The organism is Desulfovibrio sp. Fe33 (assembly GCF_028532725.1).
Lineage (GTDB): Bacteria > Desulfobacterota > Desulfovibrionia > Desulfovibrionales > Desulfovibrionaceae > Pseudodesulfovibrio.
The window spans coordinates 149,789-167,745 of sequence record NZ_JAQKGU010000001.1 but is presented as its reverse complement, the minus strand read 5'-3'; the positions used below and the strand labels follow the sequence as shown (position 1 = coordinate 167,745).

The following is a 17,957-nucleotide window of genomic DNA, read 5'->3' as shown; positions in this document are numbered from 1 at the left end:
TATTTGCGACCCTGTAAACACCCAATCGCTACCTGCCCGTTTTTACGCGGTCCTTGAGCTCCTTGCCGTCATGCCAGGCGCGGCCGATCTTACGGCCCACCGCCCAATAGTGATTGTCCGGCATGGAGAGCATGATCGGTTTAACTTTCTCTATGTCGGGAAACCCGTCTGTGAGAAAACGCTCTTCGGTCCAGGCTCCCCGCAATTCACCGATGAAGATCGTGTTGGTATCCATTTCCACGGTCTTCACCACCTTGAACTCCATGGACAAAGGACATTCCTTGATGAGGGGCGCATTTTCTAGTTCGCCGTAGTGAATGTCGAAGAACGTGGATTTGTCCACCTGCTTTCCCGACAGAAGCCCCATGACATCGGTCTCACGATGCATTCCCTCGTGAGGAATGTTGATGGAGTATTCACCGGTCTCGGCAATCCCCAGACTGGTGGCGTGGTTTTTATTGACCGCGATGGCCATCAGACATGGCTGATAGTTTACCCGAGTCATCCAGGCCAACGCCATGAAGTTGGGCCGCCCCTCGTAATGCGTTCCCACGATGCCCAGCGGTTCAGGCAAAATGAACGCGTTGTCGCCGATGTTGATTTTCGTCATGCTGCACCCCGTTGTTTGTACATACAAATGACAACCTAAAAAAACTTATATGTTTAACTCCCCGCTTTTGCCGCAGGAAGCCGCATAGCGGGAAAAAAACCGCGCCGGAGGCGCATACCGGGGATGCAAGGGTGCGAACCCTTGCCCGCCGGAGGCGAAATCACCCGACTATCGCCGCAAAGCGGCTTTCAACGCCTGATTGTCGTCTTCAGGGAATTAACCCTGGAAAAAACGTCAGACTCAACCGCCTTCCTCCAATGTGCGGTTCGCCTTACTCACCATAGCGGTGAGGTGCTTGCCTTCCTCCTCCCCGAGAATCTCACTGTAGCGGCGATAGAGAGATTTCCAAGCCTTGGCGATGGGGCCTTTCAATTGCAGCCCGGCATCGGTGGGCGAAACCCTGGAGAGCTTGCCTTCCAATTCCCGCACCACAAGCCCTTTTCGCTGAAGGCTGTCCACAAATCGCGTGACCGTGGACGGGGCCAATTGCAAGACTTGGGTCAACTCCTTCTGCGTAAGGCCGGGGCGCTCGTTCACCAACATCATCAAAAAGGCATGGGCCGGAGATATTCCGGTATCCCCAAACGCCTCTTCAGCCATGCGCCCAACGGTGCGCGCCAAGGAGTTGGCCGTAAAATACAGACAATTGTTCAAGTAGGTGGAGAGAGTTGGGTCACACTTCATTTGTATATACAAATAAAAAAACCGGGGCTCTTTTGTCAAGAAGCGGGAAAAATCGGCTGCGGAGCGGACCTTGAAGGTATCGATGCCCATGAGGGCGGCGCAGGATCTGGGGTTGAAAAACCGGCACGACGAAAAGCCGTGCCGGTCCTGATGTGAATGAAGGGGCCGGATGGCGGAGCCTGCTTCGGCAGGCCGGAACCGCCATCCTTTCACGGGTGGACACCGCCCGTTCGGTTTAACCTCCCGCCGTGTTGCCGAGTTCAGGCATCTGCATGGGGTGCTTGTTGTCCGGCTTTTCCCTGCCTTCGGGCAAGGTTCCGGGCATCAGTTCAAAGTCCGGCGTGAATTTCACCATGGAGCCACGGAGGAGATCGAACGGCGTTCTGTCTCCCTTGAATTCCGCTTTGCCTTCCTTGATGAGTTCGTCGAACGTGGAGGCTCCGCCCATGACCATTTCCAGGTCTGCCCTGTTGACGGTGATGGTCAGGTCGGGATTTTGGGACAACTCTCCCCTGATGTTGGTCAGCACCGAGTTGCTGAGCTCGATGGCGTAGGTTTCGTCATTGTCCGGCGTGACCAGGTTGATGACGAAATCCTTGCCCGCGACCTTGGTGCTGTCCATGCTGATGGCGAGGGAGTTCAGCCAAAGTTCGGTGGACATACCTCTGATCATGTCCGGGCCGGTGGTGGACGGCGGCGTTCCGGAGGGCATACCGTTGCGCAATTCGAAGGCCGCGGCCAGGAAGCTGTTGCGGACGCTCGGGCTTTCCTTCTGATAGCCGATCTGCTCGAAAACGTCGGCAAGCAGGTCCTTGGCTTCGGCGTTGTCCGGTTCCGCATAGACCAGCTTGTTCAGTATCTCCTGCGCCAGGAAATACTTGCCCTGCCCGAAGAGCTCCCTTCCCTTTTCCATGATCGGCTTTGCGCCGCCCATCATCTCGACGTACAGCGGAGCGGAATCTTCCGGCGACAACGGCATGAGCGTGGCCGGGTTGGCATCCCAGTAGCCCAGATAGCGATTCATGACGGCGCGGCTGTTGTGCTCCTCGGAGCCGTGGTAGCTGTGCGCCGCCCATTGCCTCTTGAGGGAATCCGGAAGAGTGTAGACGTTGTGGATTTCGTTGATGGTGACGCCGAGATTCGCCTGATGCAGAACCTCGTTGTTCAGGTGGGCGTAGACATCCCTCTGGGCGCGCATCACTTCCTGGATGCGGTCATTGCCCCAGCGCGGCCAGGAGTGCGCCGAGAACATGACCTGGGCATCCTGGCCGTACCGATAGAGGGCGACGTTGATGTGCTTCGACCACAACAGCGCATCGCGCACCAGGGCGCCCCGCAGGGTGTAGATATTGTGAACGGTGCCCGTGATGTTCTCCGCGGCCCAGAACGTCTTGAGGTCGGGGAACCAGGTGTTCATTTCAGCGGGAGCCTCGGTGCCGGGCGTGTTCTGGAACTCCATGCGCACGCCGTCCACGGTCAGCTCCTCGAAGTCCTTCCTGATGTAACGGGTGGGCGCTATCAGGCCGGTGGTCCCGGAAGCCGTGTTCTTGCCGATGGACTGATCGACATGGCCGAAGGGGCTGTGCGGGAGCAGCACCCCGTACTGAAAGTACATCCTGCGGTTCATGGCGTTGCCCGCGTAGACGTTCTCCGCGCAGGCGTGCTCCAGGAATCCCACCGGCGCGATGACGGGCACCTTGCCGCCGAGCACGCCCGCCTCTTCCACCACTCCGCGCACGCCGCCGAAGTGATCGGCGTGCGAATGCGAATAAATCACCGCCACCACGGGCAGCTTTTCGACCTTCTCGTTGATGAAGTCGAGCGCCGCCTTCGCGGTTTCCTTGCAGGTCAGCGGGTCGAAGACGATCCAGCCGGTATCGCCTCTGATGAAGCTGATATTGGCGAGATCGAACCCGCGCACCTGATATATCTTGCCTGGCACGACCTCGAACAGGCCGTAGGCCATGTTGAGAATCGCCTGCCTTTGCAGCGAAGGATGGATCGAATCGTATTCCACATCCTTCAACAGCCACGCGTAACTGCCCATGTCCCAGGCCACGTGGCCGTCTTCCGCCATGATCTGTTTGTAGTCCGGCTCGGCGATAAAACCTTTCTTGGCCTCTTCGAAGTCGCGCGCGTCATCGAAAGGCAGCGTCTTCCGCAACTCCTCCTGGCTGGCCACGGTGAAAGCCGAGGGCATCTTTCCCTTGGCATCGAAATGTTTCATCTCTTCCCCCTCTTCCGACTGGGCGCTGCCGCACGCAGCCAAGGCGCAAAGAGCACAACACGCCAATAACTTCGTTATGAATCGTTTCATGCACACCTCGCATTTATAATTGCCGAATGATAAATTTATAGCATATGCGATTTTATTCCCACAAGTGAAAATAAATAAACGGACCATCCTCCGATATTATTCATCTTTTGGCAGCCTCCGACAGCTCCCGGCCCCCGCCAGCCTTCGCTCGAAGCGATCGGCCGCACCGGCGCGGCCTTCGGAAAAATAATTGCCCATTGTATTGCGGTGCACCAAAAATGAACGAGGCCTACACGCTTAAACGATTCACCAAGGAGCTCCGATGGGTATCCGCGCCAAACTTTTTCTGCCCCTGCTGGGCATGGCCCTGGTTATGCTCGTAGGCGGGTATCTGGTCCTCAAATCACAGTTCGCCGACCTGGAGAACTCCTTTGTGACCCTGATCCTGCGAGGCAAAATCGAGGATGTCCGCCAGTCCATCACGCAAATTTCGGAAAGCGCGCTGCAACAGGCCGCCCTGTTCAGCCGAATGCCCGAAGTGGTCGACGCATACGCCCTGGCCAACCGGGGGAACATGGACGATGAGACCGATCCCGTGCTCCAGGAAGCCAGGGAGCGGCTGCGCGCGTCCCTTGCGCCCGTGCTCGCGGGATACAAGGAGAACATCGGCCAGAGCTTCCAGCTCCATTTCCATCTGCCCACGGCCCGCAGCCTGTTGCGCGCCTGGCGCGAAAAGCAGGCCAAGAAGGGCGACGAGTGGGTCGACATTTCCGACGACCTGTCAGGATTCCGCAATACGGTCATCGACGTGAACAAAACCCGCAAGCCGGTCCTGGGCATCGAACCGGGCCGGGGCGGTTTCACCATCCGCGGCCTCGCCCCCGTCACAGGGCAGGACGGGGCTCATCTCGGCTCCGTGGAGGTATTGCTCGGATTCGACAACATCCTCAAGACCATGGAAGGAGCCGGAGCCGTCAAGGCCCTCCTCTACATGGACGCCAAACTGCTCCCGGTGACCACCAGGCTGCGGGACCCGGCGAAAAACCCGGTCAAGGACGGCAAGTTCGTGCTCATCTACGGCCAGAAGAACGCGGCGGCCCAGGAGCTGGCGGACTCTTCCCTCCTGGGGCGCGGTATGCAGGCCGCCCAGGTCGAAGTGGAAGGGCATGACGGAGTGGCCGTGTTTCCGGTCAAGGACTACCGGGGCGACGCCATCGGCGTCATCCTCCTGTCCATGGACATCACGGACCAGCAGGCCATGATGTCCGCCGTGGCGTGGCTCGTCGGGGTGGGCCTGCTCATCGTCGTGGTCGTGCCCATCGTCATCATCTTCTGGGTCGTGGAGCGATCCGTGAAACGGCCCATCATCCAATGCGCCAATCTGGCCTCGGACATCGCCCGGGGCGACCTGCGAAGCCAGACCTGCGAGATGCGCAGCGACGAAATGGGCATCATCCTGTCGGCCATGTGCGAGATGAATGCTACCCTCGCAAACACCATCCACGACATCCGGGACATTTCCGGCGAGGTGGCCGAGGGATGTTCGGAGCTCTCCCTGGCCAGCGACAGCCTTTCCAAGGGGGCCAACCAGCAGGCCGCAGGCATCCAGGAGATCGCCGCCAGCCTGGAGGAAATGTCCGGCAGCGTTCAGCAAACCGCCGACATAGCCCGCAGGACCGAAGTCACCGCCTCCAAGGCCTCGACGGACGCCGAAACCGGCGGCGAGGCCGTGGCCCGCACTGTGTCTGCCATGCGCAAGATCGCCGACGAAATCGGCATCATCGAGGAAATCGCGCGCCAGACCAATCTCCTGGCCCTCAACGCCGCCATCGAAGCGGCGCGGGCAGGCGAGGCCGGCAAGGGATTCGCCGTGGTGGCGGCCGAAGTGCGCAAGCTGGCCGAACGCAGCGGCTCGGCCGCGGCGGGCATCAGCGAGCTGTCGTCCAGCAGCGTGGCCGTGGCCGAGGAAGCCGGAGAGCTGCTCAAACGCATGGTCCCGGACATTCAGCACACGGCCGAGCTGATCCAGGAAATCTCCGCCGCCGCCAACGAACAGAGCCAGGGCATCGCGCAGGTCTCCAAGGCCATCCAGGAGTCGGAGTCCGTGGTACAGCAAAACGCCTCCACGGCCGAAGAGGTCGCGGCCACCGCCGCAAGCCTGTCCGACGGCTCCCGATCCCTGCACGAGGCCATCGGCCGCTTCAACCTGGGCGAGGAAGACGGCCTGAAACGTTACTGACACCCTCCCAATACACAATCGGCCCCCGCGCGAATGGTCGCGCGGGGGCCGATTGCATTTTCTCCGGCGGACCGTACCGGGCGGTCAGGAATGTTCGGCTTCCATTGCCGGAAGCCTGACCGTGAACCGCGACCCCTCGCCCGGAGCGCTGTCCACGGAGATGGCCCCCCTGAGACGCTCCACGCTGCGCTTGACGATGGACAGCCCCAGGCCGAACCCGGCTCCGCCTCCCGAGCCTGTCTCATAGGGGTTGAAAATGGTTTCCAATTCTTCGGCGGGAATCCCCTGGCCCGTGTCCGACACTGTCAGAACCAGCTCGCCGCCGGATTCACGGTCGTAGCCGAGCTCCAGATGGACGCCGCCTTCCTTGGTGTAGCGCACGGCATTGCCCACCAGATTCAGGGCCACCAGCCGCAGGACCGCCTCGCTGCCGTGTACCAGGGAAGGGGTTCCCGAGACCACCCGGGCAGTCAGGAAAAGCCCTTCGCTCATGGCCTGAAGACGGGACATGTCCCGAACGGACTCAACCAGTTCGAACGGGGAAAAAACAACCTTGGCCGGAGACCGGGATTCCTGCCGCGAGAATTCGAGCACCCCGTCCACCAGAAGCCCAAGCTTCCTCGCCGAGATTCCGGCCAACCCGACCAGTTCACGGCGCTCGTCGTCGTCGCCGGACAGTTACATGAGCTCCAGGGCGTTGACGATGCCCACAAGAGGGCTCTTGAGCTCGTGGCAGGCAGTGGTCAGGAAGGTCTCACGGGATTGATACAGGGAGCGCAGCTCTTCGTGGGCCTTGGTCAGATCCCGGCGAGACTCCTCCAGAAGCGCGGCCCGCTTCTTCAATTCCCGGACCCTGTTGAAAGCGAAAAAAGCCAGGCAGACCAGGACGCCGAACAGGGTCAGGACCAGTTCATCCAGCTCCCATCGTTCCAGCGCACGGCTCCAGTCGTGCAGAGCCTCATAGGCGTCCACGCGAATGAGCAGCCATGTGCCCCCGACAAGCAACATGGCAAAGAAAACGATTTCCCGGACATTCCTTCCTACTCTCATGGCGCGATGAATACCACAGGACTCCATGCAGCAACAGCCCCCCCGTCCCTCCCACGTCCCGACACCGTTCCACGCCTCGCGCCCCGACGGGACGGGCACGCATACAAGCCTGGATTCCCGATTCATTCCCTGCTAAAACCAAAGGGCAAAACACCCATGGAGGACACATGCGAACCCTGCTGCTTGCCCTGATGCTCGCGTTGGCCCTGGCGGCCTGCTCCTCGAAAGACGAGGCCGCGCAACTTCCCGTTCCCGACGAGGCCACCGCCGCAGAATCCGCCGCCCCGGCCGACGGACAGCCCATTTCTTCGATTACCATCAAGGAAACGATCCCGGACGGTCCGGTCGGCCGGATGCAACTGACCAACGGCTCCACCCTTGAAATCGACGGCCTGGAAAAAATGGGCAACTATTGGATCTACCTCACCGGCAAGCTCAACGGCCGCTCCTCCACGGTCGTCAGCCTGACCCGCTTCCGGGACCTCATGAACTGGCAGTCCATCGTCTTCAAGGACCCGCACAACTTCACCATCACCAACAAACGGGGCAAGGAGTGGGTCTTCGAGGACGCCAACCTCTACCTGGGCACCGACAAGCACGACGCCTACTCCTTCTTCGTCCTGGACGACCGGTACGACCGGACGCTGACCGAAGTGAAGAAGAGCGAGGTGGCCAACATTTCCTTCAGCACCAAGTAACCGTGTCCGCGGCTCGGACGCGCTGTGTCGATGAGCGGTCCGCACCGCGTGCTCTTCTTGACGTCTAGAATTTTTCCAGATAGTAAACCGGTAAGTTTCGTTCCTTGATTTTCCTTTGTTTACAAGGGTGACGATTGGTGACGATTTCCACACAAGGAGGACAGGTGATCAGACTCGCATTTGGTTCCGCGCCCCGAAAAGTGGTTGTCAGGCTTGGCGAAACGCACACGCTCACTCATACCGAAAACATACGCCCGAAGACGGTTTCCTGTGTCTGGGACGCCCGGTTCCGCAGCCGGCCCCGGCGTCTCGCCCTGGCCACCAGAGACACCGCCCTCATAAACCCGAGGATGAACAGCTATCATGGCAGATATTTATACGCATAAGGATCTGGCCGCGCTCTGCGGCGTCTCCGAGACCACCATCAAGAGCTACCGGCGCAAGTTCCCCGGCTTCATCCCGGTGCTGACCCGCGGCAAGCCCATCCGCTTCAAGCCCGAGGCGGGCGAGGTCTGCCTCATGATCCGCGACTGCTTCGGCAAGGGCATGTCCGTCAACGAGACCTACAAGGTCCTCAAGGAACACTTCAAGGAAGACCGCCCTGCCCGGCAACGCCGCGCCCGGAACGACGAAACCGCCCCGGACCAGGCCGACGCCGTCTCGGCCGGAGTCTCGCAGGAATACCTTGAGCGTTTTTTCGCCACAGCCGGACAGATGATGCAGGGCATGGCCGGATTGGCCACGGCCCAGGCCAAGGCCGAACACCGGCTGCGCAAGGTCGAGACCGCCCTGGAAAAGCTCCTTGAGATCGAAGCCGAAAACAAGGCCTTCTTCTCCCGCATACTCGAACGGACCGCCCCGGCACAGGCGGCCTCCGCCTCCGACGCCGCATCCGATGCCATGCCCGCAACCGCCGCCACAGCCCAACCTTCCCCGGAACCGAAAATGCGGGCTCGCAAAATCGTCAACGTGCGCGGCCCCGAGGGCGACGTGGACTCCTACGCCCTGGAGCAGGACGAACAGCCCTCCCCCGAGCGCCCGTCCGACGCCTTTCTGGGCACGCCCATCGTCATCCGCAACGATCAGGGCGAATTCCTCGGCGTGCCCGGCAGGCTCCCCCTGGCCGGATTCCTGTCCATCCTGGTCGACGAGACCGACGGGGCCGACGCCAACTGGACCCGGAAGGAAAACACCTGGATATTCACCGTTACCGCGTCAGACGGCGACACCCACGCGCTTCATTTCACCTCCACAACCACGCCGCGCGGCAATCTCGTGATCCTGCTGGACCGGCTGGACGTGAATCACACGCGGACCAGCCCGGAATTTCTCCAGGAATTCTTCCGCCAGGTGAAGGACAAGGCCTGAGCCCCGCAACCGGGGCTTCCGTCCCGCCCGCGCACGCGGACGAATCGGGCAGACCGCACGCCATGAACATCCTGCTCATCGACAACGAGGACAGCTTCACCAGGAACCTGGAGCACCTGCTCGCGGACGCCGTGCCGGGCGCTGCGGTCGAAGTGACGCCATACGCCCGTTTGGCGGACGCCGATCTTGACGGCCGCGACCTGCTCGTCATCTCGCCCGGCCCCGGCGCGCCCGCCGAATACCGCGGCTACGACCGGGTGTTCTCCGCCGGAAAGCCCATCCTCGGGATATGCCTGGGTATGCAGATCATCAACGAACGGTTCGGCGGAAGCACGGGCAGGCTTCGCGGCTGCGTGCACGGCAAGACCGACGTCGTGTCCGTGGACGGCGCGGAACACGTGGTGGCCCGATATCATTCACTGCATGTGACGGCCCCCGGCGCGGGGCTGGACGTCCTGGCGACCAACAGGGACGGAATCATCATGTGCCTGGGCAGCAGGACGCGCCGGGTCATCGGCTGCCAATTCCATCCCGAATCCTTTCTCTCCCGCGACGGAGGCTGGTTCATTGACTTCGCTCTCGACCATCTCGGTCTCCGCTAGCCGAAAGCGGTTCGACCATCTAGCCGGGGAGCTGGCCCGCTCGCAGGGCACCGACATGCTCCTCTCCTCGGACGGCTTCCCCGCGCGGACAGAGTCCTTTATCGGCGTTGAGCCCACGGACGAACTGATTTTCACCGGCGAAACCACGCCTGACGACGCCAAGTCGTTCTGCTTCGGCACCCCCGGTCCAGCCTTCGGTTTTATCGGCTACGAATACGGAATGCTTTTGCGCGGCGTAGCGTCGGACAAGGAGCGCAGCGGCCCCCTGGGGCACCTCAGAAAATACGCGGCGGCCATGGAATTTGATGACGGCCATGTCCGAATCCAGGGCCGTTCCGCCAACCTGGTCCGTGACCTTGCCGCGCGCCTGGAACGAACTCCCGATTGCGCCCCCGCGCCGGTCATGCCCGCACTCCCGGAATCGCCTCTCGAAATTTCGCTGGATCGGGCCGGATATGAATCGGGCGTCCGCGAGACCCTGGAGCGCATCCTGTCCGGCCACACCTATCAGCTCAACCTGACCACCCGCTTCACCAGACGCTGTCCGGGACTCGATCCCCTGGCGTTGCTGCTGGCCCTGCGCCTCCACCATCCCGCGCCTTTCTACGCATGGTTTCCCTATGGCTCCGGACGGATACTGTCCACCTCGCCGGAGCGGTTCCTGCGTGTGGAAGACGGCCGAATCCTGTCCCAGCCCATCAAGGGCACTGCCCGCCTGGAAGGCGACCGGAAAGTTGCCGAACACCTGCTGAAGAGTTCGGACAAGGAGTCCGCCGAGCTGTCCATGATCGTCGACCTGATCCGCAACGACATCTCCGCGAACAGCGAATACGGCTCGGTCCGGGTGGAGAACCACAAATCCGTCTTCGCGGTGGACAACCTGTTGCAGATGTACTCGGACGTACGCGGAACGCTTCGGGCCGACAGGGATTGCCTGGACCTCTTCTTCGACGCGTTTCCGGGCGGCTCGATCACGGGCTGCCCCAAGAAGCGGTCCATGGAGATCATCGAGGAACTGGAGCCGCACGTCCGGGGCGTGTACTGCGGCTCCATGGCGGTCATCCGGGACAGAAGAAACATGGATTCCTCCATCGCCATCCGCACGGCGGTCTTCGACGGACAAACGGAACGCCTGGACTTTTACGCAGGCAGCGGCATCGTGGTGGACTCCGATCCGGCCAAAGAGTATCTGGAGACACTGGCAAAAGCCGAAAAATTTCTTTCACCGGGAAAACCATGATATTTTATCACAACGGCGACTACTCCAAGGAAGGCGTCCGGCAGGACCCCGCTTCCCCGGCCTTCCGCTACGGCGCGGGCTTCTTCGAAACCCTCTACTACAACGGCCGGGAAATCTGCCACCTCGGCCGACACCTTGACCGCATCCTCTCCTCCCTGCGCGACTACGGCATCCCTTACGCCGCCGTGGATTTCGAACAGGTCATCGGCGAGGTGCTGGAGCGCAACGGCCTCCCGGGCCGGACCGCCCGGGTCAATATCTTCTATCCCATCGAAAGCGAGAACGCCTCGCCCGTCATCATGGCCGTGCCCTACGAGGCCAAACCATACAAGGCCTACCGGCTATGCATCTGCGATGACCGCCACGTCTCCACCCTCAACGGCCAGAAAACCACCAGCTACATGTTCTTCCATCTGGCCCTGCGCCGGGCCAGGGCGCGCGGCTTCGACGACGTCGCCCTGTTCGACTTCGGCGACAACCTCCTTGAATCCGCCACCGGCGCGATCGTGCTTGAAAAAAACGGTCGATTCGTCTGCCCGGACTCCCAGTACCGCCTGCGCTCCATCACCCTCGAACTCGCCACGGACGCCCTGGACATACAGCCCGCACGCCTCCCCATGCTCTCCCTCGACTCGTACCGCCACGCCTACCTGCTCAACTCCCTCATAGGAATGCGCCCGGTGGTCGCCATAGGTGAAACCGCATTCGTGCCCGACGACAAGGCCTGCGACAAGGTTTCCGCCCTGGTGCTGAACGCATCGGAATAGCTCCGCGCGGCCGTTACGATGCGGAAATATCAGCGGCGGTCATCGGCCTTCAATCAAATGCTTTTTTTGCTTGCATTTTGAAATAGGAATCATTACTACTTTTTCCACGCATTCAATCGGTCCGAGAACCGAAACAAAACCATACAGGAGAAACAAATGACCAAGACCATGGAAAATCTGAAAGCCGCTTTCGCCGGTGAGTCCCAGGCCAACCGCAAGTATCTCGCTTTTGCCGACAAGGCCGAGGCCGAAGGCAAACCCGGCGTCGCCAAGCTGTTCCGCGCCGCTGCCGCCGCCGAAACCATCCACGCCCACGCCCACCTGCGCCTGATGAAGGGCATCGGCTCCACCGAGGAGAACCTCAAGGCCGCCATTTCCGGCGAGACCTACGAATTTGAAAAGATGTACCCGGAGATGATGGAAGACGCCAAGGCCGAGGGCGAGAACGCTGTTCTGCGCTATTTCGGATTTGCCAACGAGGCCGAGAAAATCCATGCCGAACTGTACTCCGAGGCCCTGGAAGACCCGGAAAAGTTCGCCGACGCCGAGTTCTACATCTGCTCCGTCTGCGGCCATACCATGGACGGCGAGCCCACCGACAAATGTCCCATCTGCGGTGCGGCCGTGAAGGCCTACGTCAAGGTCGAAGGCTAACCCTTCCACCGACGCGATGTTCATACGCCGCCCCGTTCCCGTCAGGAACGGGGCGGCGTTTCCATTTCCGGTCCTGTACAAACGCGGGTGAGACGGGTACATAAAGCAACATGATGGTCAATGTGGAACGCCTGTCCTACAATTTCGGGTCCTACTGGGCTCTCAAGGACATCTCCTTCACCTTGGAGAAAGGCGAATTTCTCTTCCTCACCGGGCACTCCGGAGCGGGAAAGACCACCCTCCTGCGCCTGCTCTATGGAGCCCTGCCCGTATCCCGAGGCCGCGCCTCGGTGGCCGGTTTCCAGCTCAACCATCTTCGGAAGCGCGACATCCCGAAGCTGCGCCGCAAAGTGGGCGTGGTTTTTCAGGACTTCAAGATCCTGCCCGAACGCACGGTCTTCGACAACGTGGCCATGGCGCTCGAAGTGCGGGGTATGCCGCGCACGCACCTGGAACGCCGCGTGCGCGCCATCATCCGCGCGCTGGGCCTTGAGACCAGGAGCTATTCCCTGTGCGAACGGCTGTCGGGCGGCGAACAGCAGCGCGTGGCCATTGCCCGGTCCATGGTCGCCAATCCCGAACTGATCCTGGCCGACGAACCCACCGGCAACCTCGACGTCGACCTGACCATGCATCTCATGGAAATCTTCAAGCAGTTCCACACCTACGGAACGTCCGTCATCATGGCCACCCACTCCACCGAGGTTCTCGAATGCGTGCCGAACGCGCGCATCCTCCATCTCCAGGACGGACGCATCACCATAGAAGGGGAGCCTGTCGACGACAGGCCGTTCGACGAGAATTTCGAAGACGATTTCGACGGGGAGGAGCTGTGATCGGACCGTTCCTCCGCCTGACGCTGCGCGGCGTCACCGACCTGCGCCTCCACCCCTTCGCCCAGTTGCTCACCCTTCTGGCCGTGGCCATGGTCACGCTGCTCACAGGCCTCATCCTGCTCGGCGTGCACAACCTCGACCAGGAGCTGCTCAAATCCAGGGGACGGGTGGAATTTCAGATATACTGGAAAAACAGCGCAGACCCGGCCCAGGTAAACGAGGAATGGGACACCATCCGCGCCATGGACCATCTGGCCGCCTTCAAGACCTTCACCCCCGCGAACGCGCTGGCCGAGCTTGCGGCTTCGTTGGGCAAGACAAGCGACTTCTCCGGCCTGGCCGACGACAACCCCCTGCCCTATTCCGGCCTGGCCGCCTTTGCCGTACCGCCCGAGGCACAGCGCGAAGGATGGGCCGCCGACCTGCTCTCCACGCTCAAGGACATGCCCGGCGTGGACAAGGTCAACTACACCCCGTTCCAGGCCGACCTGGCCCAGGGATGGCGCACCCTGACCCGCACGGTGATATGGCCGGTCCTGGGCTTCCTCGGCCTGGTGGTCGCCCTGGTGGTCCACAACACCATAAAACTCTCCCTGCTCACCCGCATGGACGAGGTGGAAATTCTCGCCCTGGTCGGAGCCAGCCCTTCCTACATCCGCTGGCCCCTGCTCATCGGAGGCCTGATTCAGGGCATCCTCGGCGCGGGGCTCGGCCTGGGACTGCTCGCCGCGACCCACTCGGCCATGGCTGACGCCCTCAACTTCCCGCCCTTCCTCATCCAACTCCAGTTCCTCCCCATGGACCAGCTTCTCATCCTCGGCGGGGCCGTGACTCTCGTGTCCGTCCTGTCCAGTTGGGTGGCCGTGAAATAACGCAGCAATCCGCTTCGGCCATCAACCGCCGCACCTTGTCCCGCGCCCTCTTTCAGACGACAACGCCGAAGGTGCCCGCTTTCCGCGCGACCGCCGGAGTGGACGCAAAACAAGACGGACCGGCCTCCACGCGCCATCACGGCCTCGCGGCCCGAAGCGCGCCGAAGACCAATCCCCCATTTCCTCATGGATTTGATTGCCGATAGGAATACATTGCTCAGCGCACCATAAAAGAGCCGCTCTTGTCTGAGAGGAAAGGATGAACAAACCCCAGACAAGAGCGGCTCTAACCCGCTGAGTATGCGGGAGCGGAACGCTCCCGGAAAGATCTAGAAGCCCCGGGTGAACAGCAGCAGCGCAAAGGCGGCCACAGCCGAAGTGACCGTGCGCACGCGCCTGCTGTTGTTGCGGCGGGGACGGATTTCCTCGTAACGGTGCGCCTCGTTGCGCATATGCATCATGGCCAGTCGGGTATCGTTGTCCATGCTCATAGCTTTGCTCCTTGATTGACGCCACCTGTCAGGCGGTCTTCCATGTCTGCACATCTACGGATGTTGTCGAAATCAATCCAATTGTTTTGTTTGATGCAGTCATTCGGATTTTCTGATGGCATATCTGATCTTGATCGGATATGATTATGAAGCACATCAAGGAGGCTGATTGCAGATGGAACTTTACCAACTCAAGACTTTTGTGGTGGTGGCCGAGGAAGGCCATCTGACACGCGCCTCGGTCCGGCTCCATACCAGCCAGCCTTCTGTGAGCGCGCACATCAAATCCTTGGAAGAAGAGCTTGAAACCAAGCTGTTTATCCGGACGCCAAAGGGAATGCGCCTGACCGAGGCCGGGGAACGGCTCAAGCACCGGGCCGAGAACGTGCTCAAGGCCGCCCGGGAGCTGAAGCTGGAGGCCCGGAGCATGGGCGACGAACTGGTGGGCGATCTGTCCCTAGGCCTGAACACGGACGCCGAATACCTGCGCATCGTCCCCCTGCTGACATCCCTGGGGGAAGACCACCCCAGGATCGTCCTTCAGATTCAGCAGCGCGCGTCCACCTCCGTGCAGGGCGCCATCCGCGACGGGCAGCTCGACTGCGGGTTCATCTTCGGCGAGCCGAGGTATCCCGAACTCTGCGCCATTCCCCTTGAGAAGACCCGCTTTTTCGTGGCCGTGCCCGACATATGGAAGGACCGCATGAGCCTGGGGCTGTCCGGGCTGTCCGATCTGCCGTGGATCATGGACCCCTCCGACAACCCGTTGCAGCAGCTCATCGACCCCTTTTTCAAGGCGCACGACATCAAGCCCTCAATCCAGTTGGAAGTGGACGGCGACGAAGTCATCCGGGTACTCGTGGCCGCAGGCAAGGGCATCTCGTTCCTCAGGAAGAACGAAATCCAGGCGGCCAACCGCATCGGCAGGCCCGTGCACACCTTGTCTTTCGAGGAGCTGTCCATCCAGGCGAACTTCGTCTACCTCAGGCGGCACGACGAAGACCCGGTCATGCGCGCGGTCATCGACCGCGTCAAACGGTGTTGGGAATTGGTCTAGGAATAGCCGCGTCCGCTCCGGACGCCTCAAGAAAACAAACCGCGTGGGCACCCGTAGGCCGGGCCGGTCTCGTCAACGCTCCCAGGTCCGCCGCACCAGCTCGATGATGGCGGCCAGGGAAGGCAGGCTGTCCTCTCCCTTGCGGAACACGAAATTCACCTCAACCGGATGCCGCCCCACCAGGACGCACTCGGCGGCCTGCCCGTTATCAAGCATGGCCTTCATCTCGTCCTCGCGCACCAGGGCCAACCCCTTGCCGTCCGCCACCAGGGCGCGGATGACCTCTTCGGAGTCCGCACCGATGGTTCGCGCCGGAACGATCCCGTACTTATTGAATATTTCAAGTTGCAGCTCTCGAAACGGGCTGTGACTGGCAGGCATGACCCAGGTGAATGCGGACAACGCTTCGGCATCGGCCACAGCCAGTTCGTCGCGCCACCGCGCCGCGCCCAGGATGGAATATCTCGGCTCGGCCAGCTTGATGCTTTCCAGATCATGATAGGGATTGCCGGAAAAGACGAACCCCGCGTCCAGTGTACGTGCCCGGATACCGCTCAATATCACGCCTGACGGCGACTGGATGAGCTTCAGGCTGAGCTTGGGAAAACGCTCGCTCATGAGGTCGATAAGGCTGGTGGCCTTGAGAAAGGCCGGATCGGTGCACAGCCCGAGCGCGACCTGGCCCGCCACCTCGCCGCCCAGGGTCACGGCCCGCGCCTTGAGCGCGTTGGCTGCGGCCAGCACTTCGATGGCGTCGTGCACCAGTTCGGCCCCGGCCTGGGTCAACTCGACGCCTCGCGGCACCCTGTCGAAAAGCCGCACGCCAAGCTCTTCCTCAAGGGCCTTGATATGCGCGCTTACCGCAGGCTGGGTGGCGTGTACCCGCCTGCCCGCACGGGTAAAATTGCCTTCCTCCGCCACTGCCACGAACGTTCTAAGCTGGTAGAGTTCCATGGGCTCTTCATACCCGCCCGCCCCAAAAGGGGCAATCGCTATCGCTCGGACCCGATATCATCCCGTCCGCCCGACCTTTCCGGCTGTCCATAAGGAATCCTTATGCATATGCTCACGCATCGTTATTGGACCAGATCACCCATTAGCGCATAGGACGAAAAGCAAGTTGGTCAACTTGCAACGGGATACTCAAAGAGGTCGAAAAGATGAAGAAGTCCAACATGAACCCGCTTGTTTATCTGTTCAAGCCCGAAGATTCCACGGGCGAGCCCTGGAGCAACGAGCTGTGCCGCGCCGCCAACGGCCCTCTCGGTCTTATCAAGCTCCTCTTCTGGACCGGCGTGTCCATGGCCCTGAGCGTGGCCATCAGCCAACTCGTCTAATCTCTTTTTTCAGCGGAAGCGAATCACCTGCTCGCTTCCGTATCAGACCTGATAAGGTCCTCTCCGGCAACGGCCGGACAGCGGAGACGCAAGTCACGGAAATCCGCTGTCCGGCCGCGGCTTTTTGTGGCCTAGTGCTTATAGGGCGGCCTCCGGCGGCCGGGGGAAGGGGAGAAGGAAACCCTTTGAAAAGGGCTTTCCTTCTCCCCTTCCCCCGGACCCCCATCCCCTCTTCCTTCCTAAACTTTTTCTGCCGCTTCGCGGAAACACTAAACAATTTTATACATTAGTTGCCTACATATTTGTAGGCAACCCATGGCTTCCCCCTCAACTCGCCCCTTCGCCAAAGGCGCGATAAGAAGTTTTGGAGGGTCCAGGGAACCTTTTTCAAAAGGTTCCCTGGCGGGGTCCGGGGCAACGCCCCGGCTCTAAACGCCCATAATATTATAGCCGGAATCCACGAAAACGACGTCGCCGGTGGTGCCGGACGAGAGGTCGGAGGCGAGGTAGAGGGCGCATTTTCCCACGTCTTCGATGGAAATGTTTCGGTGCAGGGGAGCTTTTTCCTCGATGCGTCCGAGGATGGACTTGAAGCCGGAGATGCCCGATGCGGCCATGGTCTTGACCGGCCCGGCCGAGATGGCGTTGATGCGCACGCCCTTTTCGCCCAGGTCCACGGCCAGATAGCGCACGCAGGCTTCCAGGGCGGCTTTGGCCACGCCCATGGCGTTATAGTTGGCCACTACCTTGCCGGAGCCGTAGTAGCTCATGGTCAGGACGGACCCGCCCACGGGGAAAAGCGGCTCGAAGGCGCGGCACAAGGCGACCAGGGAATACGAGGACACGTCCAGGGCTATCTTGTAGCCTTCGCGGCTGGTATCGATGAACCGGCCTTTGAGGTCTTCGCGGTTGGCGTAGGCGATGGAGTGAACGAGAATATCCACGCCGCCCCACTTCTCGCGCACAAGTTCCGCGCCGGACGCGATCTCCTCATCCGAAGTGACGTCGCACTTGTACATGAATTCCCCGCCGAGCTCCTCGCAGATGGGAGCCAATCGGCGTTCGATGGGGTCTGCGGCGTAGCTGAAGGCGAGGCGGGCGCCGTGTTCCTTCATTTGCCGGGCTATGCCGTAGGCGATGGAACGATCGTTGACCACACCGAAAATGAGAGCCTTTTTATCCTTGAGCAGCATGT

The 17,957-nt window shown here is 61.1% G+C and carries 19 protein-coding genes; 11 read left to right on the top strand and 8 right to left on the bottom strand.

Features of this window, described 5'->3' with window-relative positions:
- Positions 1 to 28 precede the first annotated feature (28 nt).
- The 3 genes from PSN43_RS00800 to PSN43_RS00790 all read right to left on the bottom strand — a co-directional run bounded on the left by PSN43_RS00800 (position 29) and on the right by PSN43_RS00790 (position 3,521).
- Positions 29 to 610, bottom strand: a complete 582-nt coding sequence (locus PSN43_RS00800) for a flavin reductase family protein (protein WP_272698809.1) — start codon at positions 608 to 610, stop codon at positions 29 to 31.
- A 240-nt stretch (positions 611 to 850) separates the two neighbouring features.
- Complete coding sequence (locus tag PSN43_RS00795) at positions 851 to 1,384, bottom strand: MarR family winged helix-turn-helix transcriptional regulator (RefSeq protein WP_272698808.1); 534 nt, start codon at positions 1,382 to 1,384, stop codon at positions 851 to 853.
- Positions 1,385 to 1,529: 145 nt separating this feature from the next.
- Positions 1,530 to 3,521 carry an alkyl/aryl-sulfatase gene (locus PSN43_RS00790; protein ID WP_272698807.1) on the bottom strand — a complete coding sequence of 664 codons (1,992 nt, stop codon included), beginning with the start codon at positions 3,519 to 3,521 and terminating at the stop codon, positions 1,530 to 1,532.
- Positions 3,522 to 3,873: 352 nt separating this feature from the next.
- Between PSN43_RS00790 and PSN43_RS00785 the strand changes: the two genes are divergently transcribed.
- Positions 3,874 to 5,790: a methyl-accepting chemotaxis protein gene (locus tag PSN43_RS00785; RefSeq protein ID WP_272698806.1), complete on the top strand. Its 1,917-nt coding sequence runs from the start codon at positions 3,874 to 3,876 to the stop codon at positions 5,788 to 5,790.
- 84 nt (positions 5,791 to 5,874) lie between these two features.
- Here the strand turns inward: PSN43_RS00785 and PSN43_RS00780 are convergent, their stop codons facing one another.
- Both PSN43_RS00780 and PSN43_RS00775 read right to left on the bottom strand, forming a co-directional pair.
- Entirely contained in the window at positions 5,875 to 6,429 is a 555-nt protein-coding gene (locus tag PSN43_RS00780; RefSeq protein WP_272698805.1) for a sensor histidine kinase, read from the bottom strand.
- Positions 6,430 to 6,468: 39 nt separating this feature from the next.
- Complete coding sequence (locus PSN43_RS00775; RefSeq protein WP_272698804.1) at positions 6,469 to 6,840, bottom strand: hypothetical protein; 372 nt, start codon at positions 6,838 to 6,840, stop codon at positions 6,469 to 6,471.
- Positions 6,841 to 7,007: 167 nt separating this feature from the next.
- Between PSN43_RS00775 and PSN43_RS00770 the strand changes: the two genes are divergently transcribed.
- The 8 genes from PSN43_RS00770 (at position 7,008) to PSN43_RS00735 (ending at position 13,877) form a co-directional block, all read left to right on the top strand.
- Entirely contained in the window at positions 7,008 to 7,538 is a 531-nt protein-coding gene (locus PSN43_RS00770) for a hypothetical protein (RefSeq protein WP_272698803.1), read from the top strand.
- Positions 7,539 to 7,901: 363 nt separating this feature from the next.
- A complete protein-coding gene (locus PSN43_RS00765) occupies positions 7,902 to 8,906 on the top strand; it encodes a helix-turn-helix domain-containing protein (protein WP_272698802.1) in 1,005 nt (334 codons plus the stop codon).
- A 62-nt stretch (positions 8,907 to 8,968) separates the two neighbouring features.
- On the top strand, positions 8,969 to 9,508 hold the full coding sequence (locus tag PSN43_RS00760; protein ID WP_272698801.1) for an aminodeoxychorismate/anthranilate synthase component II: 540 nt from the start codon (positions 8,969 to 8,971) through the stop codon (positions 9,506 to 9,508).
- A complete protein-coding gene (locus tag PSN43_RS00755) occupies positions 9,474 to 10,748 on the top strand; it encodes a chorismate-binding protein (protein ID WP_272698800.1) in 1,275 nt (424 codons plus the stop codon). The genes PSN43_RS00760 and PSN43_RS00755 overlap by 35 nt, the downstream gene beginning before the upstream one ends.
- On the top strand, positions 10,745 to 11,515 hold the full coding sequence (locus PSN43_RS00750) for an aminotransferase class IV (protein ID WP_272698799.1): 771 nt from the start codon (positions 10,745 to 10,747) through the stop codon (positions 11,513 to 11,515). Before PSN43_RS00755 ends, PSN43_RS00750 begins: the two co-directional genes overlap by 4 nt.
- Before the next feature lie 156 nt (positions 11,516 to 11,671).
- Positions 11,672 to 12,169: a rubrerythrin family protein gene (locus PSN43_RS00745; protein WP_272698798.1), complete on the top strand. Its 498-nt coding sequence runs from the start codon at positions 11,672 to 11,674 to the stop codon at positions 12,167 to 12,169.
- 113 nt (positions 12,170 to 12,282) lie between these two features.
- Positions 12,283 to 13,005, top strand: a complete 723-nt coding sequence (gene ftsE, locus PSN43_RS00740; RefSeq protein WP_272699201.1) for a cell division ATP-binding protein FtsE — start codon at positions 12,283 to 12,285, stop codon at positions 13,003 to 13,005.
- The gene (locus tag PSN43_RS00735; protein WP_272698797.1) at positions 13,002 to 13,877 is read left to right on the top strand and encodes a cell division protein FtsX; all 876 of its coding nucleotides are present in this window, start codon (positions 13,002 to 13,004) and stop codon (positions 13,875 to 13,877) included. The genes ftsE and PSN43_RS00735 overlap by 4 nt, the downstream gene beginning before the upstream one ends.
- A 329-nt stretch (positions 13,878 to 14,206) precedes the next feature.
- On the opposite strand, the gene PSN43_RS00730 is transcribed toward PSN43_RS00735, so the two are convergent.
- Positions 14,207 to 14,368 carry a hypothetical protein gene (locus PSN43_RS00730; RefSeq protein WP_272698796.1) on the bottom strand — a complete coding sequence of 54 codons (162 nt, stop codon included), beginning with the start codon at positions 14,366 to 14,368 and terminating at the stop codon, positions 14,207 to 14,209.
- A 175-nt stretch (positions 14,369 to 14,543) separates the two neighbouring features.
- On the opposite strand from PSN43_RS00730, the gene PSN43_RS00725 reads away from it, so the two are divergent.
- Entirely contained in the window at positions 14,544 to 15,425 is an 882-nt protein-coding gene (locus PSN43_RS00725; protein ID WP_272698795.1) for a LysR family transcriptional regulator, read from the top strand.
- 72 nt (positions 15,426 to 15,497) lie between these two features.
- Here PSN43_RS00725 and PSN43_RS00720 read toward each other — a convergent pair whose 3' ends face one another.
- A complete protein-coding gene (locus tag PSN43_RS00720; RefSeq protein WP_272698794.1) occupies positions 15,498 to 16,379 on the bottom strand; it encodes a LysR family transcriptional regulator in 882 nt (293 codons plus the stop codon).
- A 206-nt stretch (positions 16,380 to 16,585) separates the two neighbouring features.
- On the opposite strand from PSN43_RS00720, the gene PSN43_RS00715 reads away from it, so the two are divergent.
- A complete protein-coding gene (locus PSN43_RS00715) occupies positions 16,586 to 16,762 on the top strand; it encodes a hypothetical protein (RefSeq protein WP_272698793.1) in 177 nt (58 codons plus the stop codon).
- 428 nt (positions 16,763 to 17,190) lie between these two features.
- On the opposite strand, the gene PSN43_RS00710 is transcribed toward PSN43_RS00715, so the two are convergent.
- Entirely contained in the window at positions 17,191 to 17,955 is a 765-nt protein-coding gene (locus PSN43_RS00710; RefSeq protein ID WP_272698792.1) for an enoyl-ACP reductase FabI, read from the bottom strand.
- Positions 17,956 to 17,957 lie beyond the last annotated feature (2 nt).

Excerpts from the sequence above, each read along its gene's own strand:
- PSN43_RS00730 (WP_272698796.1), bottom strand. The coding sequence starts at position 14,368 with ATGAGCATGGACAACGATACCCGACTGGCCATGATGCATATGCGCAAC.
- PSN43_RS00750 (WP_272698799.1), top strand. The coding sequence starts at position 10,745 with ATGATATTTTATCACAACGGCGACTACTCCAAGGAAGGCGTCCGGCAG.
- PSN43_RS00745 (WP_272698798.1), top strand. The coding sequence starts at position 11,672 with ATGACCAAGACCATGGAAAATCTGAAAGCCGCTTTCGCCGGTGAGTCC.
- PSN43_RS00760 (WP_272698801.1), top strand. The coding sequence starts at position 8,969 with ATGAACATCCTGCTCATCGACAACGAGGACAGCTTCACCAGGAACCTG.
- PSN43_RS00785 (WP_272698806.1), top strand. The coding sequence starts at position 3,874 with ATGGGTATCCGCGCCAAACTTTTTCTGCCCCTGCTGGGCATGGCCCTG.
- PSN43_RS00715 (WP_272698793.1), top strand. The coding sequence starts at position 16,586 with ATGAAGAAGTCCAACATGAACCCGCTTGTTTATCTGTTCAAGCCCGAA.
- PSN43_RS00765 (WP_272698802.1), top strand. The coding sequence starts at position 7,902 with ATGGCAGATATTTATACGCATAAGGATCTGGCCGCGCTCTGCGGCGTC.
- PSN43_RS00710 (WP_272698792.1), bottom strand. The coding sequence starts at position 17,955 with ATGCTGCTCAAGGATAAAAAGGCTCTCATTTTCGGTGTGGTCAACGAT.
- PSN43_RS00720 (WP_272698794.1), bottom strand. The coding sequence starts at position 16,379 with ATGGAACTCTACCAGCTTAGAACGTTCGTGGCAGTGGCGGAGGAAGGC.
- PSN43_RS00775 (WP_272698804.1), bottom strand. The coding sequence starts at position 6,840 with ATGAGAGTAGGAAGGAATGTCCGGGAAATCGTTTTCTTTGCCATGTTG.
- PSN43_RS00790 (WP_272698807.1), bottom strand. The coding sequence starts at position 3,521 with ATGAAACATTTCGATGCCAAGGGAAAGATGCCCTCGGCTTTCACCGTG.
- PSN43_RS00800 (WP_272698809.1), bottom strand. The coding sequence starts at position 610 with ATGACGAAAATCAACATCGGCGACAACGCGTTCATTTTGCCTGAACCG.
- PSN43_RS00725 (WP_272698795.1), top strand. The coding sequence starts at position 14,544 with ATGGAACTTTACCAACTCAAGACTTTTGTGGTGGTGGCCGAGGAAGGC.
- PSN43_RS00795 (WP_272698808.1), bottom strand. The coding sequence starts at position 1,384 with ATGGGCATCGATACCTTCAAGGTCCGCTCCGCAGCCGATTTTTCCCGC.
- ftsE (WP_272699201.1), top strand. The coding sequence starts at position 12,283 with ATGGTCAATGTGGAACGCCTGTCCTACAATTTCGGGTCCTACTGGGCT.
- PSN43_RS00770 (WP_272698803.1), top strand. The coding sequence starts at position 7,008 with ATGCGAACCCTGCTGCTTGCCCTGATGCTCGCGTTGGCCCTGGCGGCC.